Annotated in this window: 15 protein-coding genes; 7 read left to right on the forward strand and 8 right to left on the reverse strand. The window is 52.8% G+C overall.

What is annotated here, in order from left to right; translation table 11 throughout:
* The first annotated feature begins 3 nt into the window (after window positions 1-3).
* Window positions 4-3,528 (forward strand): exodeoxyribonuclease V subunit beta, encoded by a 3,525-nt coding sequence (gene recB / locus QKW35_RS08475; protein WP_282352297.1) that lies wholly within the window; start codon window positions 4-6, stop codon window positions 3,526-3,528.
* Window positions 3,525-5,348 carry an exodeoxyribonuclease V subunit alpha gene (gene recD, locus QKW35_RS08480; protein WP_282352299.1) on the forward strand — a complete coding sequence of 608 codons (1,824 nt, stop codon included), beginning with the start codon at window positions 3,525-3,527 and terminating at the stop codon, window positions 5,346-5,348. Before recB ends, recD begins: the two co-directional genes overlap by 4 nt.
* Window positions 5,349-5,430: 82 nt before the next feature.
* Here the strand turns inward: recD and QKW35_RS08485 are convergent, their stop codons facing one another.
* The 3 genes from QKW35_RS08485 to QKW35_RS08495 all read right to left on the reverse strand — a co-directional run bounded on the left by QKW35_RS08485 (window position 5,431) and on the right by QKW35_RS08495 (window position 7,074).
* Window positions 5,431-5,562, reverse strand: coding sequence for a hypothetical protein (locus QKW35_RS08485; protein ID WP_282352301.1), 132 nt, complete (start codon window positions 5,560-5,562; stop codon window positions 5,431-5,433).
* An 86-nt stretch (window positions 5,563-5,648) separates the two neighbouring features.
* Window positions 5,649-5,891 (reverse strand): GrxA family glutaredoxin, encoded by a 243-nt coding sequence (locus QKW35_RS08490; RefSeq protein WP_282352303.1) that lies wholly within the window; start codon window positions 5,889-5,891, stop codon window positions 5,649-5,651.
* Window positions 5,892-6,507: 616 nt separating this feature from the next.
* Window positions 6,508-7,074 carry a TIGR04211 family SH3 domain-containing protein gene (locus QKW35_RS08495; RefSeq protein WP_282352305.1) on the reverse strand — a complete coding sequence of 189 codons (567 nt, stop codon included), beginning with the start codon at window positions 7,072-7,074 and terminating at the stop codon, window positions 6,508-6,510.
* Window positions 7,075-7,387: 313 nt separating this feature from the next.
* On the opposite strand from QKW35_RS08495, the gene QKW35_RS08500 reads away from it, so the two are divergent.
* Entirely contained in the window at window positions 7,388-8,194 is an 807-nt protein-coding gene (locus QKW35_RS08500) for a mechanosensitive ion channel family protein (protein WP_282352307.1), read from the forward strand.
* Between the two features lie 329 nt (window positions 8,195-8,523).
* Here the strand turns inward: QKW35_RS08500 and QKW35_RS08505 are convergent, their stop codons facing one another.
* On the reverse strand, window positions 8,524-8,649 hold the full coding sequence (locus tag QKW35_RS08505; RefSeq protein ID WP_282352309.1) for a hypothetical protein: 126 nt from the start codon (window positions 8,647-8,649) through the stop codon (window positions 8,524-8,526).
* Between the two features lie 107 nt (window positions 8,650-8,756).
* Between QKW35_RS08505 and QKW35_RS08510 the strand changes: the two genes are divergently transcribed.
* The gene (locus QKW35_RS08510; RefSeq protein ID WP_282352311.1) at window positions 8,757-9,230 is read left to right on the forward strand and encodes a VanZ family protein; all 474 of its coding nucleotides are present in this window, start codon (window positions 8,757-8,759) and stop codon (window positions 9,228-9,230) included.
* Here QKW35_RS08510 and QKW35_RS08515 read toward each other — a convergent pair.
* Window positions 9,216-11,363, reverse strand: coding sequence for a solute carrier 5/6 family protein (locus QKW35_RS08515; RefSeq protein WP_282352313.1), 2,148 nt, complete (start codon window positions 11,361-11,363; stop codon window positions 9,216-9,218). The two genes, QKW35_RS08510 and QKW35_RS08515, sit on opposite strands and share 15 nt — an antisense overlap.
* Window positions 11,364-11,588: 225 nt before the next feature.
* Between QKW35_RS08515 and pxpB the strand changes: the two genes are divergently transcribed.
* Entirely contained in the window at window positions 11,589-12,332 is a 744-nt protein-coding gene (gene pxpB / locus QKW35_RS08520) for a 5-oxoprolinase subunit PxpB (RefSeq protein WP_282352315.1), read from the forward strand.
* Window positions 12,317-13,243, forward strand: coding sequence for a 5-oxoprolinase subunit C family protein (locus QKW35_RS08525; protein WP_282352317.1), 927 nt, complete (start codon window positions 12,317-12,319; stop codon window positions 13,241-13,243). The genes pxpB and QKW35_RS08525 overlap by 16 nt, the downstream gene beginning before the upstream one ends.
* Here QKW35_RS08525 and yidD read toward each other — a convergent pair.
* From yidD to QKW35_RS08540, 3 genes are all read right to left on the reverse strand, one after another.
* Window positions 13,228-13,497, reverse strand: coding sequence for a membrane protein insertion efficiency factor YidD (gene yidD / locus QKW35_RS08530; RefSeq protein ID WP_345774487.1), 270 nt, complete (start codon window positions 13,495-13,497; stop codon window positions 13,228-13,230). The two genes, QKW35_RS08525 and yidD, sit on opposite strands and share 16 nt — an antisense overlap.
* 562 nt (window positions 13,498-14,059) lie before the next feature.
* Complete coding sequence (locus QKW35_RS08535; RefSeq protein WP_282352319.1) at window positions 14,060-15,451, reverse strand: PhoH family protein; 1,392 nt, start codon at window positions 15,449-15,451, stop codon at window positions 14,060-14,062.
* Window positions 15,438-15,584, reverse strand: coding sequence for a hypothetical protein (locus QKW35_RS08540; RefSeq protein WP_282352321.1), 147 nt, complete (start codon window positions 15,582-15,584; stop codon window positions 15,438-15,440). Before QKW35_RS08540 ends, QKW35_RS08535 begins: the two co-directional genes overlap by 14 nt.
* A 406-nt stretch (window positions 15,585-15,990) precedes the next feature.
* Here QKW35_RS08540 and cobB point away from each other — a divergent pair, with 406 nt between their 5' ends.
* Window positions 15,991-16,695: a Sir2 family NAD+-dependent deacetylase gene (gene cobB, locus QKW35_RS08545; RefSeq protein ID WP_282352323.1), complete on the forward strand. Its 705-nt coding sequence runs from the start codon at window positions 15,991-15,993 to the stop codon at window positions 16,693-16,695.
* Window positions 16,696-16,860 lie beyond the last annotated feature (165 nt).

The raw sequence follows: 16,860 nt of genomic DNA on the forward strand, positions 1-16,860 counted from the left end.
GATATGAGTGATCTGATTCCACTGCAGCCACTAACGTTTCCGCTGCATGGCATGCGCCTGATTGAGGCCAGCGCCGGTACCGGTAAGACCTACACCATCACCGCATTGTATCTGCGCCTGTTGTTGGGCCACGGTGAAGAAGGGCCTGTACAACCTCTCGGTCCCGACCAGATTCTGGTGGTGACCTTTACCGAAGCGGCCACCGAAGAACTGCGCGACCGTATCCGTATACGTATCGCTGAAGCGCGTCAGGCCTTTATGCTAGCGCTTAACGGCCATCCAATTAAAGAGCCCTTGCTAAAGGTGCTGACCGATGCGGTCGAAGACAGAGACAGTGCAGTAAAACTGTTGGAGCAGGCTGCCCAGCAAATGGATGAAGCGGCGATCTTTACCATCCACGGCTTCTGTCAGCGTATGCTCAAGCGCCACGCCTTTGAGAGTGGCGCGCTGTTCGAGACCGAACTGACCCAGGATTCCCAGCGCCTGCTTAATCAGGCGGTGATGGATTTCTGGCGAGCTGAGATCTATCGCATGCAGGCGGGGATCGCCTCTGCCGTTTTGCATTTGTGGAAAACCCCAGGAGATCTGAGCCGGGACCTGAGCGGCTTCTGGAGTTCGCCCGAACTGCGTCTGCAACCGGACCTGTCGGATCAGGATCTGGGCAAACTGTTTGAGCAGTTCCAGAGCCAGCTAACGCGCTTCAAGTCTCTCTGGCTTAGTGATGAAACCGATCTGGAAGTATTGATTCGCGATTCTGGCGTCAACAAAAGCTCCTATAAAAAGAACCTGCTGCCCAACTGGCTGGCGAAGATCGGTGAGTTCGCCGAATCGGATAGAGCCGTTTTAGACAAAGATCTGCTGAAAGTGCTGGATCGGCTCCAGCAGTCACGTTTGTATGAGAAATCCCCGAAAGGTAATCCGCCGGAGCACGAATTGTTTCGCCTGATCGAAGAGCTGCTGGAAGCTCAGGTGCCAGTGCGTGAGATCATGTTGGCCCGTGCCTACCGTAACGTGCGTGCGCGTTTCGATCAGCACAAACAGCAACACAACTTGCTCACCTTCGATGACCTGCTGATCAACCTGGATCGGGCGCTAAGCAATGACCAATCCGGTTTGCTGGCCGGAGCGATCCGCAACCAGTTCCCGCTGGCGCTGATTGACGAGTTCCAGGATACCGACCCGATGCAGTACCGCATCTTCAACCGCATCTACGGCGGAGAGGAAGCAACAGCGGAGTACCGTCCTGGCCTGGTGATGATTGGCGACCCGAAACAGGCAATCTACGCCTTCCGTGGCGCAGATATCTTTACCTATATTCACGCCCGCCGCCAAGTTGAGGCGCCGTACACCCTGGATACGAACTGGCGCTCCACAAGTCGTATGGTGGAGTCGGTGAACCGTCTGTTCGAAAGCGCCAATGCGCCCTTTATCTACGAGCAAGATATCCAGTTCCAGGCGGTGAAGGCCGGTGGCAAGTCCGACAAGAAACCTCTGTTGCTGGGTGGCAAAGAGATCCCGGCGATGACCTTCTGGTACGAGGAGGATGAGGAGCCGATCAATCGCAACACCTACTTTGCCCGGTTTGCCCGTGCGACCGCGGCTGAGATCGAACGCCTGCTGAGCGGTGATACCACCCTGGGTGATCGGGATTTGGCGGCGGGGGATATCGCGGTGCTGGTGCGTGACCGCTACGAGGCGGATGCGATCCGTCAGGCACTGGCTGAGTTCCAGCGTCCCTGCGTTTACCTGAGTAACCGTGAAAGTGTGTTCTCCACCCAGGAAGCCCTGGACCTGCTGTTGCTGTTGCAGGCGGTACAGGAGCCACAGAATGAACGCTTTGTGCGCGCCGCGCTGGCGACCTCTATCCTGCAGCTGGATGTGGACGCACTCGACCGCCTTAACCACGACGAAAAAGCCTGGGAAGCGGCGGTGGCAGAGTTCACCGAATATCAGCAGTGTTGGCTGCGTCTGGGGGTGTTGCCGATGCTGCACCGCCTGTTGCAACGACGCAAGCTATCCGAAGCGATCCTCTCCCGTGCCGACGGTGAACGTCGTCTCACCGACCTGTTGCATCTGGGCGAACTGCTGCAGACTGCCAGTACCGAGGTAGAGGGTAGCGCAGGACTGTTGCGTTGGTACGCCGAGAAACTGAACAGCCCTAACGGCAGCGCTGAAGATCAGCAGTTGCGTCTGGAGAGTGACCGTAACCTGGTAACGCTGGTCACGATCCACAAATCCAAAGGCCTGGAATACCCGGTGGTGTTCCTGCCGTTCCCCTGTGCAATGAAGGATAGCAAGCAGTCGCTCTACCACGACGATAACGGCGATACCGTGATGGATTTGCAGGCGTCCGATGAAGCGGTGGCGAAAGCGGACGAAGAGCGTCTGGCGGAAGACTTGCGTCTGCTTTATGTGGCCCTGACTCGATCCGTGTACGCCTGCTACATGGGGGTGGCCGATGTGAAGGTGGGCCAGAAAAAAGAGCAGCTGCAACGTACCGCACTGGGATACCTGTTGTTACAGGAGGGGCGGGAGTTGCCTGAAGCGATAGCACGTCTGCCGGAGCTGTCATCCGCCATCGCCGTGCTCGAACCGCCACAAACGGCACCACAGATTGATCTGTTTGCAGAGGCGCTGACACAGCAGCCAGAGCTTGAAGCACGTCAGTTTAAGGCGCGTATCGACCGCAACTGGCGGATGACCAGTTACTCCGCGCTGAGCAGTCATGGCGGCGGACACCAGCTGCCAGAGCTGCCCGGACTGGATCTGGAGGTAGCGGGTGAAGAGGTCGAAGTTGCCGAGCCGGAACAGTCGATCTTCAGCTTTCCCAAAGGTGCACGCGCCGGTACCTTCCTGCACGCGGTATTTGAAGACCTGGATTTCCCAACTGCTGGCGGTGCAGAACTGACCGAATACCTGCAGGAACGCCTCACGCTGGAAGGGTATGACACCGAGTGGACAGCGGTACTGGAAACCCTGGTGGCTGATGTGTTGGACAGCGATCTCGGTGTCGACGGTACCAGGCTGCGGGATCTCTCCGCTGACAACAAGCTGGTGGAGATGGAGTTTATGCTGCCGATCAATGGATTGGACTGCGGCGCGCTCAATCAGTTGATCCGCAGTCAGGATCCGCTTTCAGCACAGGCCAGTTTTCTGAACTTCGATCGGGTCACCGGTATGTTGAAAGGTTTTATCGATCTGGTGTTCCGCCACAACGGGCGTTATTACGTGCTGGACTACAAATCTAATTTCCTGGGTGATAGCCACGATGCGTATACGCAGCACGCGATGGCGGAGGCGATGATCGACCACCGCTACGACCTGCAGTACCAGCTCTATACCCTGGCGTTACATCGCCTGTTGCAGAGCCGGATACCAGATTACGACTACGAGCAACATATGGGTGGCGTGTTCTACCTATTCCTGCGTGGTATGGGGCAAGGTGATAACGGCATCTTCCATGTACGCCCGGAGGCTGACTTTATAGAACAGCTGGACCAGCAGTTTGCACAGGGAGGTGAGGTATGAGCGAGCTGTTAACCGCACTCCGTGCCCGTGTGGATATGGGAGAGCTTCGTCCGCTGGATTATCAGTTTGGTCGTTTCCTGCAGCAGAAGGGTGCGAGCGAGTGTGCCGTGCTGGCTGGTGTGCTGGTCAGTGCCGAGCTGGCGCAGGGGCATGTCTGTCTGCAGTTGTCACGCCTGCCGGAGTTGTCGCCGGAGTTGAAACAGTTGGTGATCAAATACGGCATCACCACATTGAAGCCGGAGTCGCAAATTATTGGGACGGGAGATGATTCTGTCACGCCTCTGGTACTAAACGGCGACCGCCTCTATCTGCATCGTTACTGGGCCTATGAGGTGATGATCGCAGGTAACTTGCATAAACGTGCTGCAGGGTCCGAAGTGGATCTGGATACATTAAAAGCAGGTCTGGATCGTCTGTTTAAACGTACGCCGAACGAGACTGATTGGCAGCGAGTCGCTGCTGCGATCGCAGCACAGCGCCGTTTCTCGGTAATCTCCGGTGGGCCGGGTACGGGTAAGACCACCACCGTGACTAAACTGCTGGCATTGATCTGCGAGCAGAGTCTGAAGGCCGGACGCGAACCTGTGATCAAGTTGGCGGCGCCAACGGGTAAAGCCGCAGCCCGCCTGTCTGAATCGATTGCCGGGGCTGTGAGTCAGTTGCCGCTCTCGATGGAGCAGCGTGCGCTTATCCCCTCTGAGGCCAGTACATTACACCGTCTGCTGGGGGTGATCCCGAACAGTCACAATTTCCGCCACAATACCGCCAATCCGTTGCATCTGGATCTGTTGGTGGTGGATGAGGCATCAATGATCGATCTGCCGATGATGGCACGGTTGTTGGACGCGTTGCCGGAATCGGCCCGCCTGATCCTGATTGGCGACCGCGACCAGCTCGCGTCTGTCGAAGCGGGCAGTGTGCTGGGGGATATCTGCCAGTGGCCTGGAGAGGTGGGCTATTCGCAACAACAGGCGGAAGCGTTGTCTGCCCTATGTGATATTCCAGTGGATGAGATCTGCCAGAACTATCCATCCCCCGTAGCAGATTCCGTGGCGTTTTTACGGAAAAGTTACAGATTTCATGATCAGAGTGGAATTGGCCACTTGGCACGTGCCGTAAATAACGGTGATGTGGCACGTTTTAATGCAGTGGTCCGGCAGGATTACAGCGACATCGAGCTCAATTTGCTCACCAGCGAGGGTTACAATGCGCTGATTCAACGTGCGGTGGAGGGTTACAGTCACTACCTGCGTTGTGTGGAAGAAAACTCCGCACCGGAACATATTCTGGCGCAATTCGGCCGTTTGCAGCTGCTTTGTGCACTGCGAGAAGGGCCTTACGGTGTAGCAGGGCTGAATGAGACGATTCGTGCTGGTCTGGCGAAGCGTGGCTTGGTGGCGTCGGACGGACTCTGGTACAGCGGTCGCCCAGTGATCATCACCCGCAACGATTCAGCGTTGGAACTCTACAATGGCGACATCGGTATCGCGCTGCCAGACGCAGAGGGTAACCTGCGCGTCTGGTTTGAGCAGTCCGGCAAGGTGCGTGCGGTCTTGCCAAGCCGCCTGCCTGAACACGAAACCGTGTTTGCGATGACGGTGCATAAAAGTCAGGGATCGGAGTTCGAGCAGGTGTTGTTTTTGATGCCGCCGGATGACAATCCGGTACTGACGCGGGAGTTGCTTTACACAGGGATTACCCGTGCCAAGCAGGCGTTAGCGCTTTATGGCACCGAACGTATCTTCATACAAGCAGCGATGCGGCCTACAGAGCGAAACGGTGGCTTGGCCGATCGATTGTGGAAGGCGAATTTCTTCTAGCCTTAGCAGAATATCAGCCACTAAAAAGGGAGCCTGGTGGCTCCCTTGCTGGATAGAGTACTTCAGTAGTCGACGTATAGTCTTAACGACGGCGACGCTGCTGTTTCTCTTCGACGCGGATACGAATCGGTTTCAGCTCACGCTGCGCGGGCTTGCTCATCTGGAACACAATATAACCAGCTGCGAGTGCCAGCAGAGTTGTAAAAATCAGCATATGTCGCTCCTAGTGCCGGATATTACCGGTCGTCAGATTCGGCATTTCGATGCGCGGGTGGCACACCTCAGACTCGATATTACTGATTATAGACCCTGTTGACCAACGTATTGTTCAAATTCGGTGAAACCACCGATGTGCTCTTGTCCTATAAATATCTGGGGTACGGTCTCAACAGGTTTACCGACCGTCTTTTCCAGATCCGCCTTGCTGATATTCTCTGCGTAGATATCAATGTAGCGGAAGTTTAACTCTTTGATTTCACAAAGCTGTTTTGCGCGAGTACAGAAGCCACATCCAGGACGGCCAAAAATGGTAACGCGTTTCATTGTGCTGAATCTCCTGATCAAAAAATCTATAGAAGTATTAGAGCATGGCGGGAGAATCAGCAGCCAATTGGATCTGTTTATTCAGGTCATTTAGTTGACCTATCGACAATGGCGAGGAGGGGCGGCCGTCAACCCCTAGATTGGCTAATGCAACACAGAAATTTTTCATTAAGGAAATTGTCACAAGTGCAACTGATTTTTATGTGCAGCGCAGCATCGGCGCATATTCTAAGGGGCTAGGGGATTTTCCCCAAAGCCTGTGGATAAACCTGTCGACAAGATTTGGGCAAGGAGTTGTAACGCTGATAATACGGGCGCTTTGCTTGGTTTGGTTAAAAATCGTACAGATATCTAACTGTATGATTTCTAATGGCTAATCCACGTCAATATTAAAATAATGCAACTTTTTGACGACGAAATCTAAATGAAAATAAATCATGTTGAAACGTTTTTATTCTGTGCATTTCATGAACTGTAAAGCTGGATTTACAGTGTGGCAGAAAGAGTCTGGTGCGTTGAATCTGAAGTTTCTATAGAAGGGATGTCGAAGCGGTAGCGGGTATAACAGTCATTAGAGAATGTCTGCTATACCCGACGGTAGGTAAGAAAAAGCTGCTTACCAGGTGGAAGATGGCTTGCGGCGACCGGAGAAGGAACGCACCAGCAGACCCAGAATTACACCACCCAGCGCGATCAGGCCACCGTGGGTAAACCAGCGCATCAAGTTGCTTTCATCCATGGTCTCAATCTGGAAGCTGAGAGACTTAATTTCGGTTTTCAGTTCGTTAACCTCGTCAGCCAGTACTTGGCGCTCGTTGCGAACTGCATTCAACTCTGCCTGTAATTGGTTGATCACCTCGCTCTGTTCTTCAACCTGGCTACGACTTTTCTTCAGGTCACTCTCTAGAATAGGCAGACGCACACTCATGCTCTGGCCTTTTCCGACGTTATCAGGTGCAACCCAGCCAACCTTACCGTTTGGTGTGCGGATCTGAACATATTTTGTAGCTGGATCGGTGTTCAGGATGGTGACAGGCGCACCGCTCTGCACACGGCCGGTGATCCGGTATTTGTTACTCGGGCCGCTGTGGTAAAAAATGTATACATCGTCGGCGATATGGCCTGTTTGTGCGTTAACTTGTAAGGAAAGGCTTAAAATCAAAAGTGTGAATAGTGTTTTCATCAATACCGTCGCTAATAGTAATTTGCTTATGTTCTAACTAAGCCTGGTTCCCTACTCCCAAGCCGCTTACCTACCCATAGACCGCTCAGACAACAAAAAACTGAAAATGATCCGTGCGTATTCTACTAAGTTGTTTAATACTTTTCGATGAGCCGATGCTCCGAACCGCCCTGCATATCAGGGCTGGAGTGAAGCACATCTGAAGTAAGTTTGTGTTAAGCATTAGTATGATAACAAATGCGTCTTCCGGCCACTGCATAACGGGGTGTTCTGTTTTGGTGGTAACGGGATTTAACTGGATAGGGAAAACACAATGGAAAACATGTTCGACACCTATATCTACCCATGGGTGATTAATATTCTGCTGGCGCTGGCGATCTTCTTTGTCGGTCGCTGGGTTGCTAATCAGATCATTAAGCTGATCACTCGCCTGCTGCGTCGCTCCAAGATGGACGATATGCTGGTTAACTTCATCACATCAATTGCCAACATACTGTTGCTGCTGGTTGTAGTGGTGGCGGCCCTTGATCAATTGGGGGTGGATACCACATCGCTGATCGCTCTGGTGGGTGCTGCTGGTTTGGCGGTTGGCCTGGCGCTGCAGGATTCACTTAAGAACTTTGCGGCGGGTGTGATGCTGATTGTGTTCCGTCCATTTCGCGAAGGTGACTTTGTAGAGGCGGGTGGTGTCTCCGGTATCGTGGAGCATGTCACCATTTTTAACACTGTGATGCGCACTCCGGATAACCGTGAAGTGATTGTGCCAAACGGTGGTATTTACAGCGATGTAATCGTTAACTTCTCTGCCCGTGATACCCGCCGTGTGGATATGGTTTTTGGTATCGGTTACGACAGCGATCTGAAACAGGCAAAAGCGATTCTGGTAGAGATTCTGGCAAACGATGAACGTATATTGAAAGACCCAGCGCCGGTCGTGGCAGTGTCAGAACTGGCGGATAGCAGTGTGAATTTTGTTGTGCGTCCCTGGGTGAAATCAGCCGATTACTGGAGCGTGAAGTGGGATACCACTGAAGCTGTGAAGTTGCGCTTCGATGCAGAGGATATCACGATCCCTTATCCACAGATGGATGTGCATCTGCACGAGCACGACGACGATTAAGCTTCCGTTTTTTCTTTAATGGTAGAAACGATAAAAGTGGGTCTGTATAGGCCCCTTTTTCATTGGGAGGTTTGTACCGTCCTGATATAGGTTTACACATTGGAGACCTATGATGGATTCCGACATTCGATCAACAAGAAAGCGCACCAGCATGATTATCCACTAACCTTTAAATTGTCTACTCGCTCTAGAGGGTGTCGCAAAACGACAGTGCTTGCTGATATGGTGTTAAAAATCTGCTCAAAATGCTCATTTACACCTACATAAATGTATTTTCGCAGCTTTTTGCCTTGTTTCAGCTGTGCTCCTTACGTTTTACAACACCCTCTCTAGCTGTCCGCAATCGCCTGGCGTTGTTTAGTGCCCACGAGCTGTTGTTCCAGATCAGGTGTTTGAGCATTAGCACTTGATGCGGTGATACTGAAGGCGGGTAGCAGTAGGAATTTTTTGAGCATCGTGGGAACCTTTACATCGATTGGAATTCTTCTGACTATGATGCGAATGCGCAGGTAAAGTCTGGTTTAGATCGTACAACGTCGTATAAACAGATTCGGTACAGAGATTGGGTAAGGTAATTCAAGGCATCCATCGCTTCGTTATTCCGCTGACAGTAATATTTGTGTCGTTTGTGCTGTGGGTGATTTTTGAAGCAAATACCGGTAAAGAAACCGCCATATTTCAGTGGGTACGCACGTTACCTTACGGTGACAAGGTGGGGCACTTTGCGGTGTTTGGCCTGATGGTACTGATGTTGAATCTCTGTTTCCGTTTCCAAACCCTGGGGCGGGGGTGGTGTCAGGTCTATCTGGGTACCGCGATCGTGACATCCTTTGCCGTGACCGAAGAGTTCAGTCAGTATTTTATTCCCAGCCGCACCTTTGATCTTTACGACCTGGCTGCCGATGCTGTGGGCGTTATGCTGTTTACCGGGTTGAGCTGGCTGAGTGCCGGTTATCTGCGCAAGCTTGAACGTGCTGCACAAAAAGCTCACCCTACCAAGTACCCCATACCGAAAAATCACTCAGAGATGACTTAATTTCTCACCAAGCTCCCTGCGCAGAGCTTCATTCTCTTGGTGGGTTTTCTGCACTTCTAAGCGGTATTTGAAAATCTCCTCATAACGGTCGTCCAGCTTGCGCTCAAGTGTAGTGATCTCATTGTCTTTCTGTTGAATGCTCAACTGCAGCTTATCAATTTGAGCCTGCAAATCTTCCAGCAACCCCATCCCTGTATCCTGGGTGTCGGATTTACCCAGGTCTGAGGTGACGCCAGGGCCTTGCAGTTCGTTGACAATATGGCTGAAAACCGCTTGTAGATCGGCCGCTTCTTTATCCGAGTATCGGATGCGGTTTTCTATGGCTCCGTGTGCACCTGCCGAGCCGATGGAGCCTGCCAGAACGTGTTCTAGCATCCTGTGAAACTCAACCAGCTCGATGATCGTTATGTGGGTTTTCTCAAGAACCTGAAGGTCATCTGCAATGGTGTTGACCTGTTCCCGGGCTTTGTCTGCCGGCAGATAGTTTGAGAGCAGCGTGTGAGCTTCTTCCAGTTTGGGGGGGAGGGCGATATAGGCTTCAAGCCCTGTTGGACGTGCCTTGTGGCCGGATGCACGTGGCAGCATTGCACACATAAATTCGGCTGTGAAGTTGCGCTCGGTTTTGTTGGGTTGGTACAGCAATGAGAACGCGACGTAGGTTCCTACATTTGCCAGCATAGACCAGAGCACAGCGTGAGTGACCGGGTTCAGGCCTTCAAGGCCGAACAGCGCTTCGGGGCGCAGCATCTCGATGCCAAACGGTCCCTGATTGAGCAGGCTCATTGCAAACCAGCCGTTTTTGGCCAGTGTTGGCAGTACCAGGGTGTAGGCCCATGCTAAAAAGCCGGCGAATAGCCCCAGGAAGGCGCCCATGCTGTTGGCTTTTTTCCAGAACAAGCCGCCAAAGGTTGCCGGGCCAAACTGCAGAATAGCCACAAAAGACATCAATCCGATTGAAACCAGAATGTAGGAGTCGGCAAACTCCAGCGTAAACCAGTAGCTGCCCACAAGAATCAGGGTCACCAGCCCCCAACGTACTTGTAGTAGATAGCCGCGCAGGAAGGCACAGGCATTGGTGCGCTCTATGGCGGGCAAAACGAGGTGGTTGGACGCCATGGTTGCCAGTGTCATAGTGGTGATAATGATCATGCCGGTAGCCGCAGAGAAACCACCGATGAAGGCAACCAGGGAGAGTATATTGTTGCCGGCCAATTTCGGAAGCAACAATACATAGAAGTCTGCGAGATTGCTGTCGAGGCCTGAGAGCAAACCTCCCGCTGCGATCGGAACAACAAAAATGTTGATCAGTATCATATACAGTGGGAACAGCCACATAGAGGTCCTGATGTGCTTCTGGTTGGTGTTTTCTACTACCGCTACGTGGAACTGGCGGGGCAGAAGCTGTACGGCAAAGAAGCTCAGCACGATCAGGGTAACCCACATTGACCAGGCATTGTCATTGGTGGCCAGACTGGTGACATGCTCCAGTCCCGCCTCAGCGAGGCGCTGGTTGATGTCGGCAAAGCCATCAAACATCACAAAGGAGACAAACAGGCCCACCGAGATAAAGGCGACCAGTTTCACAATACATTCAGCTACCAGGGCAAAGATCATCCCTTGGTGTCGCTCGGTTGGATCCAGGCGGCGCACACCAAACAAAATGGTGAAAGCGATCATCATCAGCGTAACAAAGAAACCTGAGAGGCCCGAATCGAGCATCTGCGTACTGTCGTGGGTAATCAGGTTGAAGGACGCAACCACCGCTTTCAGCTGCAGGGAGATATAGGGCACGATGCCCAGCAAAGCGATGATGGTTACCAGTGCTGCAATCTTCTGGGAGCGGTTATAGCGGGTGGAGATAAAGTCGGCGATGCTGGTGATGCGGTAGGTTTCTTTCGCCTGAATCATCTTCCGTAGCGTGATGTGCCAGAACATCACGGCAATAAATCCACCGAGGTAAACCCCCAGGAAGAGTAGGCCTGAAGTGGCGGCGAAACCTACACTGCCATAGAACGTCCACGAAGTGTGGTAAACCGCAATTGAGAGGGCGTATACCCAGGGACTGCTGATCTGCTTCCCTGTCAGCTGATTACGCCGCTCAACCCACTGTGCCAATGCAAACAGTAGGGCCATATAGATTGTCACAATAAGTATGACGGAGAACGGATCAAACATAGGCAACCCTACTTCAGAAGGCCGGTTTTATCTGTATATCTATAGACCCCTAACGGTATTCGGTCAACGGATGGTACTGAATAGAGTACCTATAACCCTCTGATTTACAGGCAATGTCCTGCCAATGACACGGTATTGATCAGCTCCGCTGGATTATTCGCATGTGTGCGTGATGAGGTGTGTATGAAAGCAATCGATGTAAATGGCTCTGGCGAGCAAGACGGGTTTCCGTACGAGCTGCGCACAGCAGCAGTGGATGCGCTTATCGTCTACTTGGGAGATAAGCCCAGCGAAAAGCTAACCTGTCAGATCCGTCACTGTGTGGATCAGGTTCGTCAGCAATTGACGGAGGGGATTGTCGAGCTGGTGCCTGCTTACACCTCCATCCTGATTCAATACGACCTGCGCACGATCTCTGAGGTTGAACTACGCCAACGCTTAAGTTTGCTGCTTGATCAGTGTGACATGGGGGAAGCGGAACAGGTACCTCGTCAACGTATTGTTTTGCCGGTGTGCTATGACGTATCTCTCGCGCCGGACCTGATGCGTTTATCTGAAGTGAAACAGTTATCGCCGGATGAGATCGTTACTATCCATAGCGATAAATGCTACCAGGTGTTTGCTGTCGGATTCAGCCCTGGATTTGCCTATCTCGGTGAGTTGGATACACGCCTTCAGGTCTCCCGGCTGGATACCCCACGAACCACTGTACCCGCCGGTTCAGTGGCCGTTGCCAACCGCAGTACCACAGTCTATCCCCAGATGACGCCTGGGGGATGGTGGTTGATCGGTCGCTGCCCGTTACCGATGTTTGATAAATCACGTACTCCACAGTCGCTGATACAGGTAGGTGATGAAGTCATCTTCCAGCCGCTGTCACTTGATGAGTATAAAAACTGGAGGGCCGAGTCATGCAGCAGGGGTTAACTGTAATAACGCCCGGCCCTCTTACCCTTATCCAGGACTTAGGGCGTTTCGGGCTTCAGCATCAGGGGCTGACATCGGGGGGCGCAATGGATGAAGTAGCTGCGCGCTGGGCCAACCGACTGCTCGGCAACGATGCGAACGCGCCGCTTCTGGAGATTACCTTGGGGCACCTGGAGGTGGTTGCGAACGTCGCTAGCTGGATCGCGATCACAGGGGCTGAATGTGATTTGCGGATAAATGGCGCTGCGAAATGCAATTGGTCGGTTCATTCTGTCATGCCGTCGGATCGGATCAAACTAGGATGGAGTCGGAGTGGGGTACGTGTCTATCTGGCAGTAGTGGGTGGTTTTCGGGTCGTACCGGAACTGGGCAGCGTGGCAACCGTCGTACGCGAACAGATGGGAGGATTGGACGGCAAGCCGATAGAAGCCGGAATGCTGCTGCCCTGCGATGACAGCCGCATTACCTTTAACGGTGTGCCTGCCGTCCCGTTCAGATACCGACCGGATTATGATGAGACTCCGCTGCGTTTACGGCTGATACCCGGTTATCAATTTAGCGCCGTTGAGGATGGTGCGGTGGCGGCGTTGCTTTCAGAACCCTATAAGATCCTGCCGCAAAGCGACCGTATGGGGTACCGTTTGCAGGGAGCGCCAGTGATATCGGGCCTGAATGCTATCCACTCTGAGGGGGTAACGTATGGAGTGGTGCAGGTCCCGCCGGATGGTCAGCCTATCGTCTTGATGAAAGACAGGCAAACAATCGGTGGATATCCGAAACTCGGATCGATTCTGCCGCTGGATCTGTACCAGCTTAGTCAGCGTCGGGCGGGCCAAATGGTGCTTTTTGAACTGATTTCGCTTCAGGAAGCACAGCAGTTGATGGTGAAATACGCTCAGTTTTTTGACTGACCGATCTCTTGCTCTGTTTTTTCTGGGTGACTTTTACTGCAGCTACAGCGGGGAGGAACCGGATCCATGCCGCCTTCACTGTACGGATGGCAACGCAGAATGCGTCTGATCCCCAGATAGCCGCCTTTCAGAATGCCGTGGGTTTCGATCGCCTCGATCATGTAGTGTGAACAACTCGGGTAGAAACGGCAGTTGCTGCCCAGCAACGGGCTGATCAGGTACTGGTAGCCACGAATCGGCAGGATCAGGAGCATTTTCAGGCCCCTTGTCAGCTTGTCGGCAAGGTTGGACATAGAAAGCAGGGTGCAAAGGATGTTGTGGACAAGTATACCGCAGACGGTGCAGGAAAAATTGCCGGACCGTCGTCCGGCACAAATAAAGGGGAAGTCGCCTTGCACAGAGTGCCACTCGGCTTCCGGAAGAAACTGGCGTTCAGTCGGTCAGAGGCGGTCAGAGGCTTTGATGCAGGCACAAAGCACTTTTCCGTAATCTCTCGGGTGATCACTGAATTGTAGGTAGAACCTGTGGAGCAAAAATGAATCTCAGGTCGCCCGTTTGGGTAGTAGGGCGTCTGAGGCGACGGCGTGGGTAATAAGCGTTCAGTGAGTTATTTTTATTCCTGAATCAGCGGTCGCGTAATATGACGTTATTATTATTATTTTGTTGCGGCGGGATTATAGGGATAACACGACGGATTGAAAGAGCGCATGTTAGCCAGTGCTCGATTTCAGCCATTAAAAATGCCGCTACACCAGAGATATAGCGGCATCCAGAAGTGTTTAGACTTTAGTCTAGATTTTCAGTTTTCGCGTCAGATCAAAGATGTTCCTCGGCATATTCCGCCAGTTCGGAGCGGAAGATACCTTCCAGATGCACGGTGGCCGCGCCTGGGTAGTCCTTGAAACGCTCCACAATGTAGGTCAGGCCCGAGGTCAGTGGAGTCAGATAGTTGGAGTCGATCTGCGCCAGGTTACCCAGGCAGATCATCTTCGAACCCTTACCACAGCGGGTGATGATGGTTTTCAGCTGCGATGGGGTCAGGTTTTGTGCTTCGTCGATCAGCACCAACGCATCCTGGATACTGCGGCCACGGATAAAGTTAAGCGACTTGAACTGGATATTGGCTTTTTCGATCGCGTATTTCACGCTGCTCTGCGGTCGTTCATCGTGTTCGTGCATCGCTTCCAGGTTATCGTGGATTGCACTCAGCCAAGGGGTCATCTTCTCCTCCTCGGTACCCGGCAGAAATCCGATATCCTCGGCAACCGGTGGGGTAGAGCGGGTGACGATGATCTTGTTGTACTGTTTCTCTTCAATCACCATCTCCAGTGCGCAGGCCAGTGCAATCAGGGTTTTACCAGATCCGGCCGCACCGTTGAGAATCGCCAGGTCGATCGATGGGTCCAGTACTGCCTGCATAGCGAACGCCTGCTGGATATTGATCGGTTCGATACCCCAGCAGTTCTGCTGCATGCTTTTCTCGTAGTTCAGATCCAACAGTGTGATAGTGGTCTCGTCGACACTTACCACCCGGGCGGCGAAGTCCTCCGTGTCGTCGTAGATATACTCCGCCGGGTAAGTGTCAGGCAGGACCGCACGATCAATCTGGTGATAGGTGTGTTTTCCTTCCTGGTAGCTGTTCACGTCGGTGACGTGATCCCAGAAGTTGCCTTCCATCTTGTAGTGGCCGGCGGGCAGAAGCTCGATATCCGATACCAACTGGTCGGTGCGGTAGTCTTCTACCTTCTGCAAACCTGCGCCCAGCGCCTTAAGGCGCATGTTGATATCCTTGGTGACCAGGATGATTTCACGGTGGGGATTGGTGGCCTGCAGGTGCAGTGCACAGTTGATGATCAAGTTGTCTTTGTTATGTTCGTTGGGCAAAAAGCCTTGGCGCATGGTTAACTCATGATCCGGAAAGATACTCAGCTTACCCAAACGAATGTCGGTTCCGTCCGGGCCATTCTGTTTGATCGGCACCCCTTTGGTGATCTGCGCCGAGGTTTCGGCACCGCTCAGGATCTGATCGATGGCGCGAATGGCGTAACGTGCCTCGGCTGCGACGTTTTTCTTACGGTCCTTGATGTCGTCCAGCTCCTCCAGGACGGTCATGGGAATGGCGATATCCTGCTCCTTGAACTCGTACAGACACTTAGGGTCGTGAAGCAGAACGTTGGTATCCAGAATGTAGAGCTTAGATGCGGTCATGGCTGATTCCTTCTGACGCCGGGTGGGTAATTTGCAGCTGACTGTCCAGGGATTTCTGGGCGCTGGCGAGACAGCTGCAGGCCCGGTAGAGGCTGAGAGGTCGGGTAGGGTGGTTCAGGTTACTGCGTAACATCGTTGGGCATCATCCTCTGCTGCTGCGATGTTGAAATTGGGGCGCAGATCCTTCGATGAACGCCACTGCCTGTTCCAGTTTGTCGTGCGATCTCATCAAGAGGTTAGGTCCTTCACCTTCCTTTCTTTGTTGGGGCAACCAATTGTACCGGTTCGGTTTTTTCGGTTACCTTGAATTCAAAGATAGTCTAATTACACAAGCATTGCTGTATTGTGACAGTAGGAGTCTTTCGAACTTAACGCTAATCGACTGCGGAAACGTCGAGTTTGGTCATATTTTCACGCTCTTTCTCGTTAAATAGCTCGCTATTCTCCACGAAAGACCGAAAAATTTGCCTCAAATCTCAGTTTCCTCGTGACGATCTGGTTGAGCCCAAAAGGCTCCATTAGTTTTTGTGGAGGTGAGTATGAGTGCGGAATCGATAGTCATCCTGACTGGGGCGGGCATTTCGGCGGAGTCCGGTATTCGTACCTTTCGGGCAGCGGATGGTCTGTGGGAAGACCATCGGGTTGAGGACGTGGCGACACCAGAGGCCTTTGTACGTGATCCGGAGTTGGTGCATCGGTTCTACAATCAGCGTCGCCAGGGTTTGCTGTCGCCGGATGTGCAACCCAATCCTGCTCACTATGCCCTGGCTGAACTGGAGAAACGGCACCCCGGTTCGGTGCTTTTGGTAACCCAGAATATTGATAATCTCCACGAGCGGGCCGGCAGTGAGAATCTGATCCACATGCACGGTGAGTTGCTGAATATGCGCTGCTCCCAGAGTGGAGAGGTGACCTTCTTTGAAGGCTCCAGTTCACCGGATGACCTTTGCAGTTGCTGCGGCGAACCGGGTTTGCTACGACCGGACATCGTCTGGTTTGGTGAGATGCCGATGCATATGGATCGGATCTACAATGCGCTGGATAACTGTGACCTGTTCCTATCAATCGGTACCTCCGGTCATGTGTACCCCGCAGCCGGTTTTGTGGAGGTCGCCAATGCTGCCGGTGCGCACACTGTTGAACTGAATCTGGAACCGTCCCGTGTGGAATCAGCGTTTGACGAGCATATCTACGGCGCGGCCAGCGAAGTGCTGCCGGATTTTGTAGATCAGCTTTTGAAATAGTAATTGGTTGAAAAATAACCAGTTTTGGCAGATTGTGGAGGATAACCTATAGTGATTTTGTGAACTTCATGGATTTGTCATTGGTCTGACGTATGACATAAAGAGTACATGAAGAGGCGCAGGCCACCGTCGAACCGGCGGCACGATTGCTGCGTCTGACTGCCC

It is taken from the genome of Pontibacterium granulatum (genome assembly GCF_029961155.1).
Lineage (GTDB): Bacteria > Pseudomonadota > Gammaproteobacteria > Pseudomonadales > Balneatricaceae > Pontibacterium > Pontibacterium granulatum.

What these genes read in the sequence shown, in the direction of transcription:
- recB (WP_282352297.1), top strand. Translation starts at nt 4, where the DNA reads ATGAGTGATCTGATTCCACTGCAGCCACTAACGTTTCCGCTGCATGGC.
- recD (WP_282352299.1), top strand. Translation starts at nt 3,525, where the DNA reads ATGAGCGAGCTGTTAACCGCACTCCGTGCCCGTGTGGATATGGGAGAG.
- QKW35_RS08485 (WP_282352301.1), bottom strand. Translation starts at nt 5,562, where the DNA reads ATGCTGATTTTTACAACTCTGCTGGCACTCGCAGCTGGTTATATTGTG.
- QKW35_RS08490 (WP_282352303.1), bottom strand. Translation starts at nt 5,891, where the DNA reads ATGAAACGCGTTACCATTTTTGGCCGTCCTGGATGTGGCTTCTGTACT.
- QKW35_RS08495 (WP_282352305.1), bottom strand. Translation starts at nt 7,074, where the DNA reads ATGAAAACACTATTCACACTTTTGATTTTAAGCCTTTCCTTACAAGTT.
- QKW35_RS08500 (WP_282352307.1), top strand. Translation starts at nt 7,388, where the DNA reads ATGGAAAACATGTTCGACACCTATATCTACCCATGGGTGATTAATATT.
- QKW35_RS08505 (WP_282352309.1), bottom strand. Translation starts at nt 8,649, where the DNA reads ATGCTCAAAAAATTCCTACTGCTACCCGCCTTCAGTATCACCGCATCA.
- QKW35_RS08515 (WP_282352313.1), bottom strand. Translation starts at nt 11,363, where the DNA reads ATGGCCCTACTGTTTGCATTGGCACAGTGGGTTGAGCGGCGTAATCAG.
- pxpB (WP_282352315.1), top strand. Translation starts at nt 11,589, where the DNA reads ATGAAAGCAATCGATGTAAATGGCTCTGGCGAGCAAGACGGGTTTCCG.
- QKW35_RS08525 (WP_282352317.1), top strand. Translation starts at nt 12,317, where the DNA reads ATGCAGCAGGGGTTAACTGTAATAACGCCCGGCCCTCTTACCCTTATC.
- yidD (WP_345774487.1), bottom strand. Translation starts at nt 13,497, where the DNA reads ATGCTCCTGATCCTGCCGATTCGTGGCTACCAGTACCTGATCAGCCCG.
- QKW35_RS08535 (WP_282352319.1), bottom strand. Translation starts at nt 15,451, where the DNA reads ATGACCGCATCTAAGCTCTACATTCTGGATACCAACGTTCTGCTTCAC.
- QKW35_RS08540 (WP_282352321.1), bottom strand. Translation starts at nt 15,584, where the DNA reads ATGTTACGCAGTAACCTGAACCACCCTACCCGACCTCTCAGCCTCTAC.
- cobB (WP_282352323.1), top strand. Translation starts at nt 15,991, where the DNA reads ATGAGTGCGGAATCGATAGTCATCCTGACTGGGGCGGGCATTTCGGCG.